Genomic DNA, 20,752 nt, shown 5'->3' on the forward strand with positions numbered 1-20,752 from the left:
GGGACACGACAGCGACGCCGCCTCGGTTGCCTGCGGCCGGCTGTTCGAACACCGGCACATCGCGCGGAACGTTACCGTATCGCGATCAGACAACCACTTCGACGGGTTCACCGGGCGGAGCACCGGTGGTGCGCTCCGATTCCAGGGCGTTCTGGAGGATCACCACCGCGGCGGCCTGGTCGATCACGGACCGGCCCTTCTTCGACTTCACGCCGGAGGCCCGCAGCCCCTGGCTCGCCGTCACCGTGCTCATCCGCTCGTCGACCAGGCGTACCGGCACCGGAGTGATCCCCCGGGCCAGCTCCTGGGCGAAGAGGCGGATCTTGGCGGCGGCGGGGCCCTCGCGTCCGTTGAGGGAACGCGGGAGCCCGACCACCACCTCGATCGGCTCGTACTCCTCGACCAGGGCCCCGAGCCGCCGGTGGGCGGCCGGGACATCGCGTCCCGGCACGGTCTCCACCGGCGTCGCGAGGATCCCGTCGGGGTCGCAGGAGGCGACCCCGATCCGGGCGTCCCCGACGTCGATCGCGAGCCTGCGGCCCCGGCGCATCGCCGTGCTCACACCGTCTCGGCGACGAGGCGCTCGACGGTGGCGAGGGCCTCCCCGACGGCCGCCGGGTTCTGGCCGCCGCCCTGGGCGACGTCCGGCTTGCCGCCGCCACCGCCGCCGAGGGTCTTGGCCGCGGCGCGGACCAGGTCGCCGGCCTTGAGGCCCCGCTCGCGGGCGGCCTCGTTGGTGGCGATCACGGTCAGCGGGCGGCCGTTGGCCGTGGTGAACAGGGCGACCACGGCCGGGCGGTCGCCCGGGATGCGGCCGCGCACGTCCAGGACCAGCCTGCGCAGGTCGTCGGCGCCGGTGCCGTCCGGCACCTGACCGGTGACCAGGGCGACGCCCTTGATGTCGGCGGCGGCCCGGGCGAGACCGGCGGCGGCCTGGAGCACCTTCTCCGCGCGGAACTTCTCGATCTCCTTCTCGGCGTCCTTGAGCTTCGCCAGCATCCCGGAGATCTTCTCGGGCAGTTCCTCGGGCCGCCCCTTGACCAGCTCCTGGAGCTGGGCGACCACGGTGTGCTCCCGGGCCAGGAAGTTGTACGCGTCCACGCCGACCAGGGCCTCGATGCGCCGGACCCCGGAGCCGATCGAGGACTCGCCGAGCAGCTTCACCAGGCCGAGCTGGGCGGTGTTGTGCACATGGGTGCCGCCGCACAGCTCCTTGGAGAAGTCGCCGATGGTGACGACCCGGACCTGCTCGCCGTACTTCTCGCCGAACTCGGCGATGGCGCCCTGCTTCTTGGCCTCGTCGATGCCCATCACCTCGGCCTGGACGTCGAGTTCGCGGGCGAGGACCTCGTTGATCCGCTGCTCGACGTCGGTCATCACGGCCGTGGGCACGGCCGCGGGGGAGCCGAAGTCGAAGCGGAAGCGGCCGGGCTGGTTCTCCGAACCGGCCTGGGCGGCCGTCGGGCCGAGGGCGTCCCGCAGCGCCTGGTGGGTGAGGTGGGTGGCCGAGTGGGCGCGGGCGATGGCCTTGCGGCGCCGCACGTCGATGGTGGCCTGGGCGGCGGCGCCGACGGTCACCTCGCCGACCTGGACCACGCCCTTGTGCACGTACACACCGGGCACCGGCTTCTGGCAGTCGCGGATCTCGATCACGGCGCCGCTGTCCAGCCGGATCCGGCCGGTGTCGCCGATCTGGCCGCCGCCCTCGGCGTAGAAGGGGGTGCGGTCCAGGACGACCTCGACCTCGTCGCCCTCGGAGGCGGCGGGCGAGGAGACCCCGTCGACGAGCAGGCCGACGATACGGGACTCGCCCTGCTCGAAGGCGTAGCCGATGAAGTCGGTGGCCCCGGCGGCGTCGGCGATCTCGCGGTAGGCGTGCAGGTCGGCGTGGCCGGTCTTCTTGGCGCGGGCGTCGGCCTTGGCGCGCTCCCGCTGCTCCTTCATCAGGCGCCGGAAGCCGTCCTCGTCCACGGACAGGCCCTGTTCGGCGGCCATCTCCAGGGTGAGGTCGATCGGGAAGCCCCAGGTGTCGTGGAGCAGGAAGGCCTTGTCGCCGGGGAGGACACTGCCGCCCGCCGACTTGGTCTCGGTGACGGCGGTGTCGAGGATGTTGGTGCCGCCCTTGAGGGCCTTCAGGAAGGCGGCCTCCTCGGCGAGCGCGGTGCCCTCGACGCGCTTGCGGTCGGTCAGCAGCTCCGGGTACTGCTGGCCCATGGTGGTGATCACCACGTCGAGGAGCTGCTCGACGACCGGCCCGGTGGCGCCGAGGATGCGCATATTGCGGATGGCCCGGCGCATGATGCGGCGCAGGACGTAGCCGCGGCCCTCGTTGCCGGGGGTGACGCCGTCGCCGATGAGCATGGCGGAGGTGCGCATGTGGTCGGCGATGACGCGCAGCGAGACATCGGAGCCGGGGGCCGCGCCGTAGGCGACGCCGGTCAGCTCGGTGGCCTTGTCGATGACCACGCGCAGGGTGTCGGTCTCGTACATGTTCTGCACGCCCTGCAGGATCATCGCGAGGCGTTCCAGGCCGAGGCCGGTGTCGATGTTCTTGCTCGGCAGGTCGCCGAGGATCTCGAAGTCCTCCTTGCCGGTGCCCTCGCCGCGCTCGTACTGCATGAAGACCAGGTTCCAGATCTCCACGTACCGCTCGTCGTTGACGGCCGGGCCGCCCTCGGGGCCGAACTCGGGGCCGCGGTCGTAGTTGATCTCGGAACAGGGGCCGCAGGGTCCGGGGACGCCCATGGACCAGAAGTTCTCCGACTTGCCCAGGCGCTGGATGCGCTCCTTGGGGACGCCGACGACCTCGTGCCAGATCCGCTCGGCCTCGTCGTCGTCGAGGTAGACGGTGATCCAGAGCTTCTCCGGGTCGAGGCCGTAACCGCCCTTGTCCTGCGGGCTGGTGAGCAGCTCCCAGGCCAGCTCGCAGGCGCCTTCCTTGAAGTAGTCGCCGAAGGAGAAGTTCCCGCACATCTGGAAGAAGGTGCCGTGCCGGGTGGTCTTGCCGACCTCTTCGATGTCCGGGGTGCGCACGCACTTCTGCACGCTGGTCACGCGCGGGGCGGGCGGCTTGACCTGCCCGAGGAAGTACGGCTTGAAGGGGACCATGCCCGCGGGCACGAGGAGCAGCGTCGGGTCGTCCGCGATCAGCGACGCCGAGGGCACGACCTTGTGCCCGCGCTCTTCGAAGAAGCGCAACCAGCGGCGGCGGATTTCAGCCGACTCCATCAGTGGTCCTCATTCCGGTTGTACGAGTACGAGGTGTACCCGAAGGTCGGGTTCTTGCTGTGCTTGACGTGGTCGGGGGCGATCACCCGCTGCGCTGCGGGCAGTTGACCCGGCGCGGCCTCGCCGATGCCCAGGGCCTCGCCGAGCTCCGACTCGCGCTGGGCCATGTTGTGCCGGACGTCGAGGGCGAAGTCCTTGAGCCGGTGGCCCGCCTCGACCGCCTTGTTGGCGGCCTGCGCGGCGAGGCTCTCCGGGGTGAGCTGCTGGATCTTGCGGTTGACCTTGGTGGTGGCCCACACGCCGGCTGCTGCGCCCGCGGTGAACCAGAACGTACGGCGGAACATCGCTGGGTCAGTCCTTCTTCCGGTTGGCCCGTGCCTCGCGGCGGGCGCGGCGCGCGGCGGGCACGGTGCGGCCGACGATCACCGAGGCGGCGGGGGCGGGCGGTTCGGCGCCGGGGCCCTTGCGGCCGAGGGCGCGGCGCACTCCGTAGCCGAAGGCGGCCACCTTGACCAGCGGGCCGCCGAAGGTGGAGGCCACCGTGGTCGACAGCGCGTTGGCGTTGGAGGTGACCTCCTGGACATCGGAGGCGATGGCGTCGACGCGGTCGATCTGGGTCTGGGCCGAGCGGACCGCGGCCCCGGCGTCCGCGAGGAGCGGCACCGCCTGTTCCGTCACCTCTGTCACGAGTCTGGTCGTCGCCTTGAGCGTCTGGGCCAGCCTCACCAGGGCCACGGCGAGGAAGGAGACCAGAATCGCCCAGAAGACGGCCACCAGGATCCCGGCCACCTCACCACCGGACACTGTTGCACCCCTGCCTGAGACATCGCGTGTGTGCCGCGGGGCCGCACGTGCCCCGCACCCCGTTTCGCACCGAACGCTCGCTGCGGTCGGGAGAATCGAGAAAAACGTCCTCCGAGCCTATCGCGCCCCGGCCCGGGCCCCGTAACGCGTTTCGGCGTGCACCGGGGGCGAACAGGGGCCCCAACGCGAGCCCGCCGCCCCTTCGGCGCGTGAGCGGCGAAGAAGCGGCGGGACGGAGCGCGGAAGGCGCGGTGCTACGACCGGATCAGCGGGCGTAGTACTCGACGACGAGCTGCTCGTCGCAGATCACCGGGATCTCCTTGCGGTTCGGGTCGCGGTCCAGACGGAAGGCCAGGGCCTTCAGGTTGACCTGGAGGTAGCGCGGGGTCTCGCCCTCGGGGGCGAAGCCGCCCTCACGGGAAACCTGGAACAGCGGCTTCTCGCGGGAGCGCTCGCGCACCATCACGACGTCGTCCGGGCGGACACGGAAGGAGGGCTTGTCGACCTTCTTGCCGTTGACCTCGATGTGACCGTGCACGACCATCTGGCGGGCCTGGTAGATGGTGCGCGCGATGCCGGAACGCAGAACCAGGGCGTCGAGGCGACGCTCCAGCTCGATGATCAGGGCCTCGCCGGTCTTGCCCTGGACCTTGCTGGCACGGTCGTAGGCGCGGACGAGCTGGCGCTCGGAAACGTCGTACTGCGCGCGCAGACGCTGCTTCTCGAGCAGACGGACCTTGTAGTCCGAGTTCTGCTTGCGGCCACGGCCGTGCTCACCCGGCGGGTAGGGGCGGGCCTCGAAGTACTTGACAGCCTTCGGGGTCAGCGCGATACCGAGCGCACGCGACTTCTTGACCTTGGGACGGGACTGGTTCGGCACGAACCAACCTCTTTCTCTTGAATCGGCTCACCAGGGTTAGGGGAGGTCGCATCCGCAGACCGGGAATCCCGCCGTCTCCCGCCGCGAGGCGGAGGGCGGGCAGCCGCTCCCTGTTCTGGGCACATACGTGCAGCACGCGAGTGGCCCACCGCTTCTTGCCCCGGGGGGCGGAGGTGGTGGGCTGCCCGCGACACCTTCGACGGTGCGCGACGCTCCTGGAGATCCCGGCCGGGGCCGGGCTCCGGCTGCCTGTCCCGTTCTGGTGGTGCCGACCGGGGCCGGACACGGGACGCAGCGCTGGGGGAAGTCTACCGGCTCCCGGCAGGTGCCCCGAACCGGTCCCCCCGCTCCCGCCGGGGTCAGTCCTCCGTGCCCCTGCCGCCCTTGCCCGGGCGGTCCTCGCGGTTCCCGCCGGGGCGGTCCTCCCCCGCCCCGGGCGCCGGGCGGCCCTCGGCGAGGCGCTCGCGCACCCGCTCGACGACGTCCGCGTACCGGGCCTCGGCGCCGTACCGGGTGGGCCGGTAGTACTCCTTGCCCGCGAGGGCGTCCGGGGCGTACTGCTGCGGGGCGATGCCGCCGGGGACGTCGTGCGGGTAGAGGTAGCCCTGGGCGTGGCCGAGCTTGGCGGCGCCCTTGTAGTGGCCGTCGCGCAGATGCGCGGGGACCGGTCCGGCCAGGCCCCGGCGGACGTCCTCCAGGGCGGAGCCGATGGCGAGGGTGGCCGCGTTGGACTTGGGGGCGAGCGCGAGGGCGATGGTGGTGTGGCTGAGGGTGAGCGCCGCCTCGGGGAAGCCGATCATCGCCACGGCCTGGGCGGCGGCCACCGCGAGCGGCAGTGCCTGGGGGTCGGCGAGGCCGATGTCCTCGCTGGCGGAGATCATCAGCCGGCGGGCGATGAACCGGGGGTCCTCGCCCGCCTCCACCATGCGGGCCAGATAGTGCAGGGCGGCGTCCACATCGGAGCCGCGGATGGACTTGATGAGGGCGCTGGCCACGTCGTAGTGCTGGTCGCCGTCCCGGTCGTACTTCACCGCCGCGCGGTCGACGGACTCCTCCAGGGTGGTCAGGCTTATCTCCTCCTCCCCCTTGGCGAGGGCGGACCCGGCCCCGGCCTCCAGGGCGGTGAGCGCGCGCCGGGCGTCGCCGCCCGCGATCCGCAGCAGATGCTCCTCGGCGTCCTCGGGGAGGGTGACCGCGCCGCCGAGTCCGCGCTCGTCGGCGACGGCCCGGCGCAGCAGACCGCGCAGATCCTGTGACGTGAGCGGTTCCAGGGTGAGCAGCAGCGAGCGGGAGAGCAGCGGGGAGATCACCGAGAAGTACGGGTTCTCGGTGGTCGCGGCGATGAGGGTGACCCAGCGGTTCTCGACGGCGGGCAGCAGGGAGTCCTGCTGGGCCTTGCTGAAGCGGTGGATCTCGTCGAGGAAGAGGACGGTCTCCTTGCCGAAACCGCCGGTGGCGCGGCGGGCCCCGTCGATGACCGCGCGGACCTCCTTGACGCCCGCGGTGATCGCGGAGAGCTCCACGAAGCGCTTGTTGGTCGCCTTGGAGACGACATACGCCAGGGTGGTCTTGCCGGTGCCGGGCGGCCCCCACAGCAGGACCGAGGAGGGGCCCGCCGGTCCCCCGCCGCCCTCGCCGACCAGGCGCCGCAGGGGCGAGCCCGGCTTCAGCAGATGCTGCTGGCCGACCACCTCGTCCAGGGTGCGCGGACGCATCCGTACGGCGAGAGGACTGCTGCTCGGGTCCTTCTCCTGGCGCTCTTCGGCGGCGGCGGTGAACAGATCGGGTTCCACGTACGAAACCCTAGGCCACCCCACTGACAGCGCGGGCCCGGCCGGTGGCGCCGGGCGCCTTCGCGGACCGGTTCGGCCGGGACCCGGTTCAGCCGGTCCAGAAGTCCCACCAGCGGGTCAGGATGAGCATGCCGATGATGCCGAGGTGCAGCACCGGCAGCACCCAGGTGAACTCGCCGAAGAAGCCGCGCAGCCAGTGCGGGGCGGGCAGCAGGCCGCCGCGGATGTTGGCGGAGGTGACGTACCAGAACATCAGGATGGTGGCGGCCCAGGCCAGGCAGCACCACAGGCACAGGGCGTTGATCCGGTACAGGGACTGGAACTGCAGCCAGGTGCAGAAGCCGACGCCGAAGAGGGTGCCCGCGTTGAGGGTGAGCCAGTACCAGCGGGGGAAGCGGGCGCGGGCGAGCAGGCTCATGCCCACGCAGACGACTATCGCGTAGGTGACGAGGCCCAGCAGGGGGTTGGGGAAGCCGAAGGCCTCGGCCTGGTCGCTCTTCATGATGCTGCCGCAGGAGACGACCGGGTTGATGCTGCACCCGGGGGTGAAGTCCGGGTCCTCCAGGAGCTTGAACTTGTCGAGCGTGATCACCCAGGAGGCGAGCACCCCGGCCGCGCCGGTGAGCACCAGGAGCAGGGCGAGCGCGGTGCTGCCGCCCACCCGCCGCCCGGTGTCCGCGGCCGGGCGCGAGGAACCGGAGGAGGCCCCTTCGGTGGCTGTCTTCGTCTCGCTCATCACGCCGATCCGTCACTGTGGGGGTGGGCTCAGGGCAGAGACATTGTGCCGTACGGGACCCGATCGGCGCCGTTCGCTGTGGATAAGCGGAGCCTGTGGAAAACGCGGTATCGCGTACGGGAAGGCGCCTGTCGAAAGGCGCGCCCGCACGTACGGGAGCCCGCGCGTACACGCGAGGCCCCGGGGGCGATCCGCAGCGGACCAGTCCCCGGGGCCTCGCGCCCGACTCGGACCGGGCGGACCACCGGGCAGGGGCACACCCTCAGAGCCAGCGGCTCTCAGCTCAGCCGGCCCTCGGACAAGGCGACCCTCAGGCCGGACGGCCCTCAGGCAAGCCGCGCGAGCAGCTCGCCGGTCAGCGCGTCCAGCGGGACCGCGCTCTGCTCGCCGGACTCCAGGTCCTTGAGCTGGACGAGGTTTTCCGCGAGGTCCCGCTCCCCCGCGATGACCGCGAACCGGGCGCCGCTGCGGTTGGCGTTCTTCATGGCGCCCTTGAGCCCGCGCCCGCCGAAGGCGAAGTCGGCGGCGACGCCCTGCTTGCGCAGCCCGGTGACCACGCCGAACAGCACCCGCCGCGCCTCCTCGCCGAGCGGCACCGCGAACACGCTGGTGGCGGGCGGCAGTTCGAGGACGACGCCCTCGGCCTGGAGGGCGAGCACCGTGCGGTCCACGCCGAGCGCCCAGCCCACCGAGGGCAGCGAGGGGCCGCCGATCATCTCGGAGAGGCCGTCGTAGCGTCCGCCGCCGCCGACCGCGGACTGCGAGCCGAGGCCGTCGTGCACGAACTCGAAGGTGGTGCGGGTGTAGTAGTCGAGGCCGCGGACCAGCTTGGGGTCGTCCTCGTAGGCCACCCCGGCGGCGGTGAGCAGCTCGCGCACCTGCTCGTGGTAGGCCTTGCAGGCGTCGCAGAGGTAGTCGCGCAGCAGGGGCGCCCCGGTCAGCTGCTTCTGGACGGACTCGCGCTTGTCGTCGAGGACCCGCAGCGGGTTGATCTCGATCCGGCGGCGGGTGTCCTCGTCGAGGTCGAGACCGCGCAGGAACTCCTGGAGCGCGGTCCGGTAGACCGGCCGGCACTCCTTGTCGCCCAGCGAGTTGAGCAGGATCCGGAAGGTGCGCAGCCCCAGCGAGCGGTAGGCCTGGTCCGCGAGGACGATCAGCTCCGCGTCGAGGAAGGGGTCCTCGGTGCCGATGGCCTCGGCCCCGACCTGGGAGAAGTGGCGGTAACGCCCCTTCTGCGGGCGCTCGTAGCGGTAGTACGAACCCGAGTACCAGAGCTTGACGGGGAGCTTGCCCTCGTTGTGCAGATTGGCCTGGAGCGCGGCCCGCAGCACCGAGGCGGTGCCCTCGGGGCGCAGCGCGAGCCGGTCGCCGCCCTTGGTCTCGAAGGCGTACATCTCCTTGCTGACGATGTCGGTGGACTCGCCGACACCGCGCGCGAAGAGCTCGACGTTCTCGAAGCCGGGGGTCTCGACGTACCCGTAGCCGGAGTTCCTCAGCGGCGCCGCGATGGCCTCGCGTACGGCGAGGTAGGTCGCGGAGTCCGGGGGGATGATGTCGTAGGTGCCCTTGGGGGCCTGGAAGGTGTTCACGGGAGCTTTATCGTCACATTCCTCGTCGCGGGGCCGTGGAAGGATCCGGCCCCAGGCCGGCGGCCACCTGCCGCAGATACGGGTTGGTGGCGCGCTCCTGGCCGATGGTCGTCTGGGGACCGTGCCCGGACAGCACCACGGTCGAGTCGTCGAGCGGCAGGCACACGCGGCCCAGCGACTCGAGGATCTCCGGGTGGCTGCCACCGGGGAGGTCGGTGCGGCCGATGGAGCCGGCGAACAGCAGGTCGCCCGAGAAGAGGACCGGAGGGATCTCCGGGCTCTCGGGCATCCGGAAGGTCACCGACCCCTTGGTATGCCCGGGCGCGTGCGCCACACCGAACTCCATTCCGGCGAGCCGCAGCAGGGCACCGTCGGTCAGCTCCTGTACGTCGTCCGGTTCGCCCACGGTCAGCTCGCCCATCAGCGGCATCCCGATGGAGCGGCCGAGCGCCTTCTCCGGATCGCTCATCATGTAGCGGTCCTCGGGGTGGATCCAGGCGGGCACGTCGTGCGCGCCGCAGACCGGGACGACGGAGGCCACATGGTCGATGTGGCCATGGGTGAGGACGACCGCGACGGGCTTGAGCCGATGCTTCCTCAGCGCTTCCTCGACGCCCTCGGCGGCCTGGTGGCCCGGGTCGATGATCACGCACTCCTCGCCTGCGGCGGGGGCGACCAGATAGCAGTTGGTCCCCCAGGCCCCGGCGGGGAACCCGGCAATGAGCACGATCGTCCTTCGTTCGTCGGCGACGGTTCGGCCGGCCCGCGGCGGCGGGGAACGCGGCTGCTCAGAGCCTACCGGCGGAGCCGATCCCACAGCCAACCCGTATACGGTACGGGCACCCTCGCGCCGGAGTCGGTACGGCGCGGGCCCGCAGCCGTCACGTACACACGCACGCGTACGCACACACGCACGAGGAGAGAGCCCGTGGTCAGCCAGGAACAGCGGCGCAAGCAGCTCGCCAGAGAGAAGCGGATACGGCAGCAGCAGCGCCGTGCGGCGGCGCAGCGCAGGGCGCGGCAGCGCACCATCCTGATCGGCGCGGCCCTGGGGCTGCTCCTCGTGGTCGCGGGCGGGCTCTGGGTGGGCGGCGTCTTCGACGGCGACTCCGGCGACAGCAGCGCCCAGGACCCCTGCGGCAAGCCCGCGGCGGGCAAGGTGAAGCCGCTCTCGTTCAAGAAGGAGCCGGCCCTCGCGATCGACAAGTCGGCCGACTACACGATGGAGTTGGACACCACCTGCGGCAGCATCGGCATCGCCATGGACGCCGGGGCCGCCCCGCACACGGTGAACTCCTTCCGCTTCCTCGCGGGCAAGGGCTACTTCGACCACACCCGGTGCCACCGGCTGACCACCGGCACCGTCAACGTCCTGCAGTGCGGCGACCCGCGGGGCGACGGCGAGGGCGACCCCGGCTACACGCTCGACGACGAGAACCTCAAGGACAAGCGGCTGCGGGGCGATGTCTACCCGGCGGGCACGGTGGCGATGGCCAACAAGTACAACGCCCAGACCGGCAAGGGCCGCGACTCGGGCGGCAGCCAGTTCTTCCTGGTCTACCGGGACACCCAACTGCCGCCGGACTACACGCCGTTCGGGACCGTCTCGAAGAGCGGTATGAAGGTGCTGAAGAAGATCGCGGACGCGGGCGAGGACTCGGGCGGCGGCGACGGGGCGCCGAACGCCACGGTGGTCATCGACAAGGCCACCGTGCGCACCTCCTGACCGGGGGCGGGGCGGGGCGGGCGGTGCGCGGACACTGTTCGCACCGGGGGGCGCACGCGGCGTCATCAAGCGCTGCCGGGGGCTCCCGCCTCGTAAGTTCGGTCGCGCGGGATGCGGACAGCCGCCCCGCCGGTCGCCTATGTTTGCGGTGACGAACTGTGGACGATGCCCGGGGGCGGCAGTACCCGAGGGGCATCATGTGGAGGAGGCGCTGTGAGCAGCGACCCGTGGGGCCGCGTCGACGAGACGGGCACCGTGTACGTGCGTACGGCCGACGGTGAGAAGGTCGTCGGTTCCTGGCAGGCCGGATCCCCGGACGAGGCCCTGGCCTATTTCGAGCGCAAGTACGAGGGCCTGGTTGTGGAGATCGGCCTCCTCGAACGCCGGGTGAAGACCACCGACCTGTCGGCCAAGGACGCCCAGACCGCCGTCGACCACCTGCGCGAGCAGGTGGACGCCCACCATGCGGTCGGCGATCTCCAGGCCCTGCGCGACCGTCTCGACAAGCTCGTCGGGACGGTCGAGGCGCGGCGTGAGGAGCGCAAGGTCCAGAAGGCCAAGCAGTCCGACGAGGCGCGGCAGGCCAAGGAGAATCTGGTCGCCGAGGCGGAGGAGCTGGCGCGGAGCGAGCAGTGGCGTTCGGCGGGCGAGCGGCTGCGGGCCCTGGTGGACACCTGGAAGGGGCTGCCGCGTCTGGACCGCAAGTCCGACGACGAGCTCTGGCACCGCTTCTCGCACGCCCGCTCGGCCTTCTCCAAGCGGCGCAAGGCGCACTTCGCCTCGCTGGACGCGCAGCGCGAGGAGGCCCGCAAGACCAAGGAGCGGCTGGTCTCGGAGGCCGAGTCGCTCTCCGGCTCGACCGACTGGGGCGGCACCGCGGCGCGCTACCGCGAGCTGATGGGCGAGTGGAAGGCGGCGGGCCGCGCCCAGCGCGAGCACGAGGACGATCTGTGGAACCGCTTCCGCGGCGCCCAGGACGTCTTCTTCGCCGCCCGCGGCGCGGTCTTCGCGGAGCGGGACGCGGAGCAGACGGAGAACCTCAAGCTGAAGGAGGAGCTGGCCGCCGAGGCGGAGCGGCTGCTGCCGGTGACCGACCTCAAGTCGGCCCGGGCGGCCTTCCGTTCGCTCAACGAGCGCTGGGAGGCCATCGGCCACGTACCGCGTGACGCCCGCCCGAAGGTGGAGGGCCGGATGCACGCGGTGGAGCGTGCGCTGCAGGACTCCGAGGAGGCCGAGTGGCGCCGCACCAACCCGGAGGCGCGGGCCCGCGCGGAGGGCCTGACCGGTCAGCTGCAGGCCGCCGTCGACAAGCTCGGCAAGCAGATCGAGACCGCCCGTGCCGCGGGCAACAACGCCAGGGCCGACAAGCTCCAGAAGGAGCTGGACGGCCGCCAGGCGCTGCTCGACCAGGCGCTGAAGGGTCTCCAGGAGTTCGGCGGCTGAGGCTGCCGCCCGCTGCGAGAGCGAGGCCCGGTCCGCGCGTCGGCGCGGACCGGGCCTTCGCGTGCGCGCCGTACTACGCCGGGCCGCCCACGCTCCCGTACTCGGCGATGTCGAGGGCGTGCTTGCGGACCTCGCAGGCCTGGATGTGGTTGCCGGACTCCTGGAGCAGGTCGGCGAGCCTGCGGCAGACCAGGACGGCCTCGGGCCCGTACACCTTGTGCACGTGCTGGAAGGCCGGTTCGAGGACCTCGATGGCCTCGCGGAGCTGGCCCGTCTCGGCGAGCAGCTCCGACAACTCCAGCTGTACGGTGAGCAGTTCGCCGCGCCCCTCGCTGACCTGCTCCCGCAGGGCGAGGCGCAGGACCGGCAGCGCGTCCCGGGTGTTGCCCTCGGCCCGCAGCAGCCGGGCCAGGGTGAGGCCGGTGGCGACCAGGGCGGCGCGTACGTCGCCGGCGAGCACGGGGCCCGCGGGCACCCCGGCCCGCAGGACGCGCGGCAGCTCCCCGGTGACGGCGGTGTAGCGCTCCCCGTCCGGGGCGAGCGCGAGCCGGTCGCGGGGCGAGGCCGGCCACATCGGCCTCCACCGCCGGGAGTTGGGGCGGATGGCGGTAGGAGGCGGTGCCGATGAGCACGGCGCGTTAGCGGGCCGGGGCAGGAAGCGCCGTCATCGGTCGTGTCCTCCCGCTCCAGTTCGGGCCCGTCCGGTTCGAGCCCATCCGGTTCGGGCCTGTCCGGTCCGGGCCCGTCCGGTTCGAGGACCGCGAGCACGCGCCGCAGCGTCCGTTCGTCGCCCGCCGCCTCCCCGCTGATCTCCACGCGCGGCTCGCCCCGGCTCAGGACGAGGTGCGGGCCCGGCGGCGGGAGAGCTGCCCTCAGGGCCTCCGCGCCGATGTCACCCGGTAGACGTCGTACACGCCCTCGACTCCGCGGACCGCCTTCAGGACGTGGCCCAGGTGCTTGGGGTCACCCATCTCGAAGGTGAAGCGGGAGGTGGCCACCCGGTCCCGTGAGGTCTGCACGGCCGCGGAGAGGATGTTGACGTGCTGGTCGGACAGGACGCGGGTGACGTCCGAGAGCAGCCGGGAGCGGTCGAGGGCCTCCACCTGGATGGCGACCAGGAAGACCGAGGACTGGGTGGGCGCCCACTCGACGTCGAGCATCCGCTCCGGCTCCCGGGCCAGCGAGTCGACGTTCACGCAGTCCGCGCGGTGCACCGAGACGCCGCTGCCGCGGGTGACGAAGCCGATGATGGGGTCGCCCGGCACCGGCGTACAACATCGGGCGAGCTTGACCCAGACGTCCTCGACGCCCTTGACGACCACACCCGGGTCCGCGCTGGAGCGGCGGCTGCGGCTGCGCCCGGAGCGGACCGGCGGGGCGCTCTCGGCGATGTCCTCGTTGGCGGCCTCCTCGCCGCCGAGGGCCTGCACCAGCTTCTGTACGACGTTCTGCGCGGCGACATGGCCCTCGCCGATCGCCGCGTACAGCGAGGAGATGTCGGGGTAGCGCATCTCGTGGGCGAGGGTGACCAGGGAGTCGCCGGTGAGGATGCGCTGGATCGGCAGGTTCTGCTTGCGCATCGCGCGGGCGATGGCGTCCTTGCCCTGCTCGATCGCCTCGTCGCGCCGCTCCTTGGAGAACCAGCCGCGGATCTTGTTCCGCGCCCGCGGCGACTTGACGAAGCCGAGCCAGTCCCGGGAGGGTCCCGCGCCGGCCGCCTTGGAGGTGAAGACCTCGACCAGATCGCCGTTGTCCAGGGTGGATTCGAGCGGTACGAGGCGTCCGTTGACGCGTGCGCCTATGGTGCGGTGGCCGACCTCGGTGTGCACCGCGTAGGCGAAGTCGACCGGGGTGGCGCCCGCGGGCAGCGCTATCACATCGCCCTTGGGCGTGAAGACGAAGACCTCGTTGCGGGAGAGGTCGAAGCGCAGCGACTCCAGGAACTCCGAGGGGTCCTCGGTCTCCTTCTGCCAGTCGAGCAGCTGCCGCAGCCAGGCCATGTCGTTGACGGCGTCGGCGTCCTTGCCGGACTTGCCCGCCGCCCGGGTCGTGTCGCTGCGCACCTTGGAGGCGCCCGCCACGGCCTCCTGCTTGTACTTCCAGTGCGCGGCGATGCCGTACTCGGCGCGGCGGTGCATGTCGAAGGTGCGGATCTGCAGCTCCACGGGCTTGCCCGAGGGGCCGATCACCGTGGTGTGCAGCGACTGGTACATGTTGAACTTCGGCATCGCGATGTAGTCCTTGAACCGGCCGGGGACCGGATTCCATCGCGCGTGCACCGTGCCGAGCGCCGCATAGCAGTCGCGGACCGTGTCGACGAGGACGCGGATGCCCACCAGGTCGTAGATCTCCGCGAAGTCCCGGCCGCGGACGATCATCTTCTGGTAGACGCTGTAGTAGTGCTTCGGGCGGCCGGTGACGGTGGCCTTGATGCGGGCGGCCCGCAGGTCGGCCTGGACCTCGTCGGTCACTATGGCCAGGTACTCGTCCCGCTTGGGCGCCCGCTCGGCGACCAGGCGCACGATCTCGTCGTACATCTTGGGGTAGAGGATCGCGAAGGCGAGGTCCTCCAGCTCCCATTTGATGGTGTTCATGCCCAGGCGGTGGGCGAGCGGGGCGTAGATCTCCAGGGTCTCGCGGGCCTTCTTCTCCTGCTTCTCCCGCTTGAGGTAGCGCATGGTGCGCATGTTGTGCAGGCGGTCGGCGAGCTTGATCACCAGGACCCGCGGGTCCTTGGCCATGGCGACGACCATCTTGCGGACGGTCTCGGCCTGCGCGGCCTCGCCGAACTTGACCTTGTCCAGCTTGGTGACGCCGTCCACGAGCAGCGCGACCTGGTCGCCGAAGTCGCGGCGCAGGGTGTCGAGGCCGTACTCGGTGTCCTCGACGGTGTCGTGCAGCAGGCCCGCCATCAGGGTCGCCGGGTCCATGCCCAGCTCGGCGAGGATGGTGGTGACCGCGAGCGGATGCGTGATGTACGGGTCGCCGCTCTTGCGCTTCTGCCCCCGGTGCCAGCGCTCGGCGACCTGGTAGGCCCGCTCGATCTGGCGCAGCGTAAGGGTCTCGATCTTGGGATCGTTGCCGCGCACTATCCGCAGCAGCGGTTCGAGGACCGGGTTGTACGGGTTGGAGCGCTGCACGCCGAGGCGTGCGAGCCGGGCCCGGACGCGGTTGGACGAGGCATTGCGCGAGGTGGCGCCGGAGGCGGGCCGCACCGCGGGGGCCGCGGAGGGCTTCGAGCGCGACGGCGCGGCCGTCCCGCCCGCTGCGGGCTCGGGTGCGGGAGCCTCACCGGCACGGGGGGCGGCGGAGGCCGCGGGCCGTCCGGACTCTGCGTCGGACTTCGCGGCGGTGGGCTGGGCCTCGTCTGGCAAAGGGCGCTCCTCGGTGCGCGAGCCGGGTCCCCGATCAGGTCCCGGACAACCATGGTAGCGATCGCCCCGGTACGTCTCGCCCCGAGCCCTGCGCGGGGGCCTGCGGCCGGCCTTGTGAGGGCCCTGGACCGCCTCCGCGAAGGGGCCCTGGACGGTGTCGCGGACAGGCTCCTCGGCCGGTGCGCGAACGGGGCAGGCACCGGTGGTCGGCCGGTGCCTGCCCGCCGGGTCACGGCTGTCCGGGAGCGGTTCGCCCCGGCAGCTCAATGCCCCTCGGTGCTCAGCGCCACTTGAAGAGGGCGGCGCCCTTGACCTTCATTTCCTTGTGCGCGGCGACATTGCCCCAGGGCACGTTCTTGATGGCCCCGGTCTTTCCGCAGCCCGCGTTGTACCACTTGGCCTTGCCCTTCGAGAAACCCTTCACCTTGACGCAGACGCTGCCGCGCTCGGCGGCCCACTGGTAGGCGGCCTTGTACTTCGGGTTGCCGAAGATGGAACAGGTGCTGTCCTTCACCTTGCTCCACTTTCCGGGAAGGCTTCCGGCGTTCTTCCAGGAATTCGAGCACTTGAAGCCCACCGAGGCGGGCGCCTCCTGCGACTTGGCCGGTGCGGCCCCGGCCGGTGCCGCGGCGACGGTCAGCGCCGCGGCCGAGACGAGCGTCACCATTCCCGCGGAAATCCTGTGCGAGAGAGTCACTTTTTCCCCTCCGTTTTTCTTGCTGTGCTTTGTTGCCGTGCTTTCTTGCTCCGTCGGCCGCTTTCGCGACAGCGGCCGGCGTGGTCAAGATCAACTCTGCCAGCAGGATGTACTGAAATCCAGGTATTTGAGCAGAAGTTGAGACTCTCCGGACAATGAGCGGGAGGCATGCGGGAGAAGCGAGGGGAACAGCGGCGCCGGAATTCCCGCGTACGTCCGGCGGCTCATCACGTGAGCGTGCCGGGGCGGTCCCGCATGCAGAAGGCGGCCGTTCCCGGAAAGAAATCCGGGAACGGCCGCCTTCTCGCCCGGTGCGGGCGGGCTGTGCGTCAGACCGTGAGCAGGGCCTCCAGCGGGGCCTCGCCGAGCGCCTTCTCCAGCCGTCCGCGACCGCCGAGGACGCTCAGCTCCATCATGACCACGGCACCGGCGACCTCGGCACCCGCGCTGCGCACGAGCCGTACCGCGGCCTCGGCGGTGCCTCCGGTGGCCAGGACGTCGTCGATGATCAGGACACGGTCACCGGAGGACAGGTCCTCGGCGTGCACCTCGATCTCCGCGGAGCCGTACTCCAGGTCGTAGGACTGGCTGAGGGTGGCTCCGGGGAGCTTGCCCGCCTTGCGGACCGGGATGAAGCCGATCCGGGACCGGACCGCGGCCGGGGCGCCCAGGATGAAGCCCCGGGCCTCCAGACCGACAATCTTGGTGGCGCCGCTGCGGGCCACCGCCTGCGCGAGTGCCTCGGTGAGCGCCTCGAAGGCCTCCGGGTCCGCGAGCAGCGGGGTGATGTCCTTGAACATCACCCCCGGCTGCGGATAGTCGGGGACGTCCCGGATGCGGCTGAGCAGCAGTTCCTTCAGCGCGGCCGTCTCGGTCATCGGCGCTTCCCCGAGGGGCGGCCGCGCCCGCGGCTGCGGGCGACGGGCTGGTTGCGGGGGCCGACGACCGCGGGTGAGGCGTCCTCGGAGTCGTCCGCGGTCGCCCCGGTGTCCTCGTCGGCCTCCACGGTGGCCCCGCCGGAGTCGCCCTTGGCCGCCGCTGCCGCGCGCTTGCCGAGCACCCGCTTGCGCAGCGCCTTCATCTTCGGCTCGCGCTCCTTGAGGTCGGCGACCAGCGGGGTGGCGATGAAGATCGAGGAGTACGCACCGGCCGCGAGGCCGACGAAGAGCGAGAGCGAGATGTCGTTGAGCATGCCCGCGCCGAGCACGCCGCCGCCGATGAAGAGCAGTCCGGCGACCGGCAGCAGCGCGACCACCGTGGTGTTGACCGACCGCACCAGGGTGCCGTTGATCGAACGGTTGGCGACGTCGCTGTAGGTGAGCTGGTTCTGCTTGGTGATGTCCTTCGAGCTCTCCTTCAGGGAGTCGAAGACCACGACGGTGTCGTAGAGCGAGTAACCGAGGATCGTCAGCAGACCGATCACGGTGCCCGGGGTGACCTCGAAGCCGACCAGGGCGTAGATGCCCACCGTGATCGTGATGTCGTGGATCAGCGCGATCAGCGCGGCGACCGCCATGCGCCACTCGAAGGCGATCGCCAGATAGATCACCACGAGGATCATGAAGACGATCAGGCCCGTCCAGGCCTTCTGGGCGATCTGCTCACCCCAGCTGGGGCCGACCAGTTCCGCGTTGATGCGGTCCGGGTCGATCTTCAGCTCTTCGGCGAGCGCGTCCTTGATCGGGGTCGCCTCGGCGGTGTCGATGCTGCTGATCTGGATCCGCAGACCGCCCTGGCCGAGTTCCTGGACGATCGCGTCGTGCGAGGAGGCCTTCTCCGCGGCCTCCTCCGCCTGGGAGACGGAGACGTCCGTCTTCGGGGTGTTGAAGACGGCACCGCCCTTGAACTCGATGCCCATGTTGAGTCCCTGGACGGCGAGACCCACGATGGCGGTGATGGTGATCAGGACCGAGAGGCCGTACCAGATCATCCGCTTGCCGATGAAGTCGTAGCTGACCTCACCGCGGTGGAGCCTGGCCCCGAGATCGCCGAGCTTCGACACCTCAGGCCTCCTTCGTGTCGGAAGAGTGGGTGCGGCGGGTGCGGCGCAGCGGCGGCTTGGCGCCCAGCCGCTTCGGGTCGAGTCCCGACCACGGATGACCGTTGGCGAAGAACTTCTTCCGCGCGAGGATCGTCATCAGCGGCTTGGTGAAGAGGAAGACGACCACGACGTCGAGCAGGGTCGTCAGCCCGAGGGTGAAGGCGAAGCCCTGGACCTTGCCGACGGTGACGATGAAGAGCACCGCGGCGGCCAGGAAGGACACGAAGTCCGAGACCAGGATGGTGCGCCGGGCCCGGGGCCAGCCGCGCTCGACGGCGGGCCGCAGGGAGCGGCCCTCGCGGATCTCGTCCCTTATGCGTTCGAAGAAGACGATGAAGGAGTCGGCGGTGATACCGATCGCGACGATCGCTCCGCAGACGGCCGGGAGGTTCAGCGCGAAGCCGATCGTCGGACCGAGCAGCGCCATGATCGTGTAGGTCAGGGCGGCCGACACGAGCAGCGAGGCGATGGCGATGAGCGACAGGCCCCGGTAGTAGGCCACCAGGTAGATGACGACCAGGGCGAGGCCGATCGCACCGGCGATGAGGCCCGCGCGCAGCTGCTCCCCGCCGAGCGCCGCGGTCACCGTGGTGACGGTGTCCTCGCGGAAGGAGAGCGGCAGGGCGCCGTAGGAGAGGATGTTGGCCAGGTCCTTGGCGGACTGCTGGTCGAAGCTGCCGGAGATCTCGGCGGTGCCCTGGGTCAGGGCCCGGCTCACGTACGGGTCGGAGACGACCTCGCCGTCCAGGACGATCGCGAACTGGTTCTGCGGGGACTGCTTCTTCGCCAGCTCGCCCGTGATGTCACCGAAGGCCTTGGCACCCTTGTCGTTGAAGTCCATGGTGACCTTCCACCCGGCACCACTGGTGGTGTCGAGCACGGCCTTGGCGTCGTCCACGTCCCGGCCCTCGACCCCGACCGGACCGAGGATGTACTTCTGCCACTGCTTCTGGTTGTTCTGGCCGCAGCCGAGGACGACGTCCTTGCCCTTCGCGGCGGCGGACTGCTCGGCGGTCTTGGCGCGGGTGGCCCTCTGGGTGCAGTCGAGCGCCGTGAAGCGCTTCTGCAGGTCGGCGGCCTTCGCCTCCTCGCCGCTCGGCTTCGGCGGCGTGGACTCCTTGTCGGAGGGCTTGCCCGAGGGGCTCGCGGTGGGGGTCGGGTCGTCGGCCGTCAGGCCCTCGCTGAGCGGGCGGCCCTGCGTGGTGGCCGTGGGGCTGGGGCTCTCTTTGTCCCCGGAGCCGCCGGTGGCCTTGTCGTCCGGCTCGGCGGCGTCCTTGTCGCCGCCCTTGCCCTTGTCCTTGTCGCCGCCCTTGTCGGGGCTCTTGGACGGGTCGGCCGGGGGCTGCTCCTTCTGGGGTGCGCCCGGGGCGAGGGTCAGCACGGGACGGAAGAAGAGCTGGGCGGTCGTGCCGACCTGCTCACGCGCCTGCTTCTCGTTGCTGCCCTTGGGGATGTTGACGACGATGTTGTCGTCACCCTGGGTCTGCACCTCGGCCTCGGAGACACCGAGGCCGTTGACACGGCGCTCGATGATCTCGACGGCCGTGTTCATATTGGTCTTGTTGACCGCGTTCTTCTCGCCCGGCTGACTCTTCGCCTGCAGCGTGATGCTCGTGCCCCCGGCGAGGTCGATACCCAGGCGCGGCTTGGTGTGCCCGGAAGCGAACATCCCCCCGGTGAGCGCCACCAAGGCGATCAGGATGAAAGCCAGCGTACGGCCAGGGCGGCCCTGGCTGCTGGGCCTCCGGCCCTTCTTCGGTGCTGCCACCTTCTCGTACTCCCTCTCGGGCCGACCGCCCCCGGATCCGGAGGCGGAGGGCCATGGCCTGGTGTCGGGACTCCGCGCGGCGTGCGCAGGGGCCGCGGGTGCGCCTCAGGGCGCGCCGCGGTCCCGGCCGCGACTACTTCGCGTCGGACTCGCCGTCGGTCTTCTTCGGCGAGGCGTCCTCGGTGCCGGCCTCGGCGGGCTCGTCGTCCTTGGCGAGGTCGATACGGCCGTCGTCCTCGGAGTCCGCGGTCTTCTCGGGCGCGGTCGCGTCGGCGTCGGTGAGGGAGGAGGCGTCGTCCGGCACCTCGGTGCCGTGCACGATGCGGTTGTACTCCTCGTCGTCGAGGACGGCACCCACGGAGTTCTTCGCGTACACGGCGTGCACGCCGGGGGCGACCTCGAGGAGGAGGGTGTCCTCGTTGACCTCCTTGACGGTGGCGTACATGCCGCCGATCGTGCGGATGCCGGTACCCGGTTGCACCTGCTCCCGCATCTGCACGGCCTGCTGCTGCTTCTTCTTGGCAGACCGGGTCATCAAGAACATGGCCCCGATAAGCACGACGAACGGGAGGAGGGTCAGAGGACTCACGGGTGGGTACTTCCTTCATGCGACCGCGCTGGGGAGCGGGGCCTGGTCGACGGGGGGTGGTCGCACCGCCACAAGGGCGGCATC

General features: G+C 71.0%; 17 protein-coding genes and 1 pseudogene. 2 read left to right on the forward strand and 16 right to left on the reverse strand.

What is annotated here, in order from left to right:
• Positions 1-85: 85 nt before the first annotated feature.
• The 9 genes and pseudogenes from ruvX to HFV08_RS22655 all read right to left on the reverse strand — a co-directional run bounded on the left by ruvX (position 86) and on the right by HFV08_RS22655 (position 9,757).
• Positions 86-550, reverse strand: coding sequence for a Holliday junction resolvase RuvX (gene ruvX / locus HFV08_RS22615; protein WP_168541947.1), 465 nt, complete (start codon positions 548-550; stop codon positions 86-88).
• Positions 551-558: 8 nt separating this feature from the next.
• A complete protein-coding gene (gene alaS / locus HFV08_RS22620; protein ID WP_168541833.1) occupies positions 559-3,228 on the reverse strand; it encodes an alanine--tRNA ligase in 2,670 nt (889 codons plus the stop codon).
• Positions 3,228-3,572, reverse strand: a complete 345-nt coding sequence (locus HFV08_RS22625; RefSeq protein ID WP_168541835.1) for a DUF6167 family protein — start codon at positions 3,570-3,572, stop codon at positions 3,228-3,230. Before HFV08_RS22625 ends, alaS begins: the two co-directional genes overlap by 1 nt.
• Positions 3,573-3,579: 7 nt before the next feature.
• Positions 3,580-4,032 carry a DUF948 domain-containing protein gene (locus HFV08_RS22630; protein WP_168541837.1) on the reverse strand — a complete coding sequence of 151 codons (453 nt, stop codon included), beginning with the start codon at positions 4,030-4,032 and terminating at the stop codon, positions 3,580-3,582.
• A 265-nt stretch (positions 4,033-4,297) separates the two neighbouring features.
• Positions 4,298-4,912 carry a 30S ribosomal protein S4 gene (gene rpsD / locus HFV08_RS22635; protein ID WP_040255087.1) on the reverse strand — a complete coding sequence of 205 codons (615 nt, stop codon included), beginning with the start codon at positions 4,910-4,912 and terminating at the stop codon, positions 4,298-4,300.
• 431 nt (positions 4,913-5,343) lie between these two features.
• Positions 5,344-6,705, reverse strand: a pseudogene (locus tag HFV08_RS22640) (replication-associated recombination protein A); the annotation flags it as partial.
• A gap of 88 nt (positions 6,706-6,793) precedes the next feature.
• Entirely contained in the window at positions 6,794-7,441 is a 648-nt protein-coding gene (locus HFV08_RS22645; RefSeq protein ID WP_168541839.1) for a vitamin K epoxide reductase family protein, read from the reverse strand.
• Positions 7,442-7,767: 326 nt separating this feature from the next.
• Positions 7,768-9,030, reverse strand: coding sequence for a histidine--tRNA ligase (gene hisS, locus HFV08_RS22650; protein WP_168541841.1), 1,263 nt, complete (start codon positions 9,028-9,030; stop codon positions 7,768-7,770).
• A 13-nt stretch (positions 9,031-9,043) separates the two neighbouring features.
• Positions 9,044-9,757, reverse strand: a complete 714-nt coding sequence (locus HFV08_RS22655) for an MBL fold metallo-hydrolase (RefSeq protein ID WP_040255084.1) — start codon at positions 9,755-9,757, stop codon at positions 9,044-9,046.
• Positions 9,758-9,958: 201 nt separating this feature from the next.
• On the opposite strand from HFV08_RS22655, the gene HFV08_RS22660 reads away from it, so the two are divergent.
• Both HFV08_RS22660 and HFV08_RS22665 read left to right on the forward strand, forming a co-directional pair.
• Complete coding sequence (locus HFV08_RS22660) at positions 9,959-10,756, forward strand: peptidylprolyl isomerase (RefSeq protein WP_168541843.1); 798 nt, start codon at positions 9,959-9,961, stop codon at positions 10,754-10,756.
• 213 nt (positions 10,757-10,969) lie between these two features.
• Positions 10,970-12,199: a DUF349 domain-containing protein gene (locus HFV08_RS22665; protein WP_168541845.1), complete on the forward strand. Its 1,230-nt coding sequence runs from the start codon at positions 10,970-10,972 to the stop codon at positions 12,197-12,199.
• Between the two features lie 73 nt (positions 12,200-12,272).
• Here the strand turns inward: HFV08_RS22665 and HFV08_RS22670 are convergent, their stop codons facing one another.
• The 7 genes from HFV08_RS22670 to yajC form a co-directional block, all read right to left on the reverse strand.
• Positions 12,273-12,773 (reverse strand): tetratricopeptide repeat protein, encoded by a 501-nt coding sequence (locus HFV08_RS22670; RefSeq protein WP_168541847.1) that lies wholly within the window; start codon positions 12,771-12,773, stop codon positions 12,273-12,275.
• Between the two features lie 298 nt (positions 12,774-13,071).
• Complete coding sequence (locus tag HFV08_RS22675; RefSeq protein ID WP_168541849.1) at positions 13,072-15,573, reverse strand: RelA/SpoT family protein; 2,502 nt, start codon at positions 15,571-15,573, stop codon at positions 13,072-13,074.
• Between the two features lie 280 nt (positions 15,574-15,853).
• Positions 15,854-16,240: a hypothetical protein gene (locus HFV08_RS22680; protein WP_168541851.1), complete on the reverse strand. Its 387-nt coding sequence runs from the start codon at positions 16,238-16,240 to the stop codon at positions 15,854-15,856.
• 359 nt (positions 16,241-16,599) lie between these two features.
• Complete coding sequence (locus HFV08_RS22685) at positions 16,600-17,148, reverse strand: adenine phosphoribosyltransferase (protein ID WP_168541853.1); 549 nt, start codon at positions 17,146-17,148, stop codon at positions 16,600-16,602.
• Positions 17,145-18,272: a protein translocase subunit SecF gene (gene secF, locus HFV08_RS22690; protein ID WP_168541855.1), complete on the reverse strand. Its 1,128-nt coding sequence runs from the start codon at positions 18,270-18,272 to the stop codon at positions 17,145-17,147. Before secF ends, HFV08_RS22685 begins: the two co-directional genes overlap by 4 nt.
• Before the next feature lies 1 nt (position 18,273).
• Positions 18,274-20,079 (reverse strand): protein translocase subunit SecD, encoded by a 1,806-nt coding sequence (gene secD / locus HFV08_RS22695; RefSeq protein ID WP_168541857.1) that lies wholly within the window; start codon positions 20,077-20,079, stop codon positions 18,274-18,276.
• 133 nt (positions 20,080-20,212) lie between these two features.
• Complete coding sequence (yajC, locus tag HFV08_RS22700) at positions 20,213-20,668, reverse strand: preprotein translocase subunit YajC (protein WP_168541859.1); 456 nt, start codon at positions 20,666-20,668, stop codon at positions 20,213-20,215.
• Positions 20,669-20,752: the final 84 nt, after the last annotated feature.

Origin of the sequence: Streptomyces physcomitrii, assembly GCF_012273655.1 — a bacterium.
Taxonomy (GTDB): Bacteria; Actinomycetota; Actinomycetes; order Streptomycetales; family Streptomycetaceae; genus Streptomyces; species Streptomyces physcomitrii.

What these genes read in the sequence shown, in the direction of transcription:
- ruvX (WP_168541947.1), bottom strand. Translation starts at nt 550, where the DNA reads ATGCGCCGGGGCCGCAGGCTCGCGATCGACGTCGGGGACGCCCGGATC.
- alaS (WP_168541833.1), bottom strand. Translation starts at nt 3,228, where the DNA reads ATGGAGTCGGCTGAAATCCGCCGCCGCTGGTTGCGCTTCTTCGAAGAG.
- HFV08_RS22625 (WP_168541835.1), bottom strand. Translation starts at nt 3,572, where the DNA reads ATGTTCCGCCGTACGTTCTGGTTCACCGCGGGCGCAGCAGCCGGCGTG.
- HFV08_RS22645 (WP_168541839.1), bottom strand. Translation starts at nt 7,441, where the DNA reads ATGAGCGAGACGAAGACAGCCACCGAAGGGGCCTCCTCCGGTTCCTCG.
- HFV08_RS22670 (WP_168541847.1), bottom strand. Translation starts at nt 12,773, where the DNA reads ATGTGGCCGGCCTCGCCCCGCGACCGGCTCGCGCTCGCCCCGGACGGG.
- HFV08_RS22680 (WP_168541851.1), bottom strand. Translation starts at nt 16,240, where the DNA reads ATGGTGACGCTCGTCTCGGCCGCGGCGCTGACCGTCGCCGCGGCACCG.
- HFV08_RS22685 (WP_168541853.1), bottom strand. Translation starts at nt 17,148, where the DNA reads ATGACCGAGACGGCCGCGCTGAAGGAACTGCTGCTCAGCCGCATCCGG.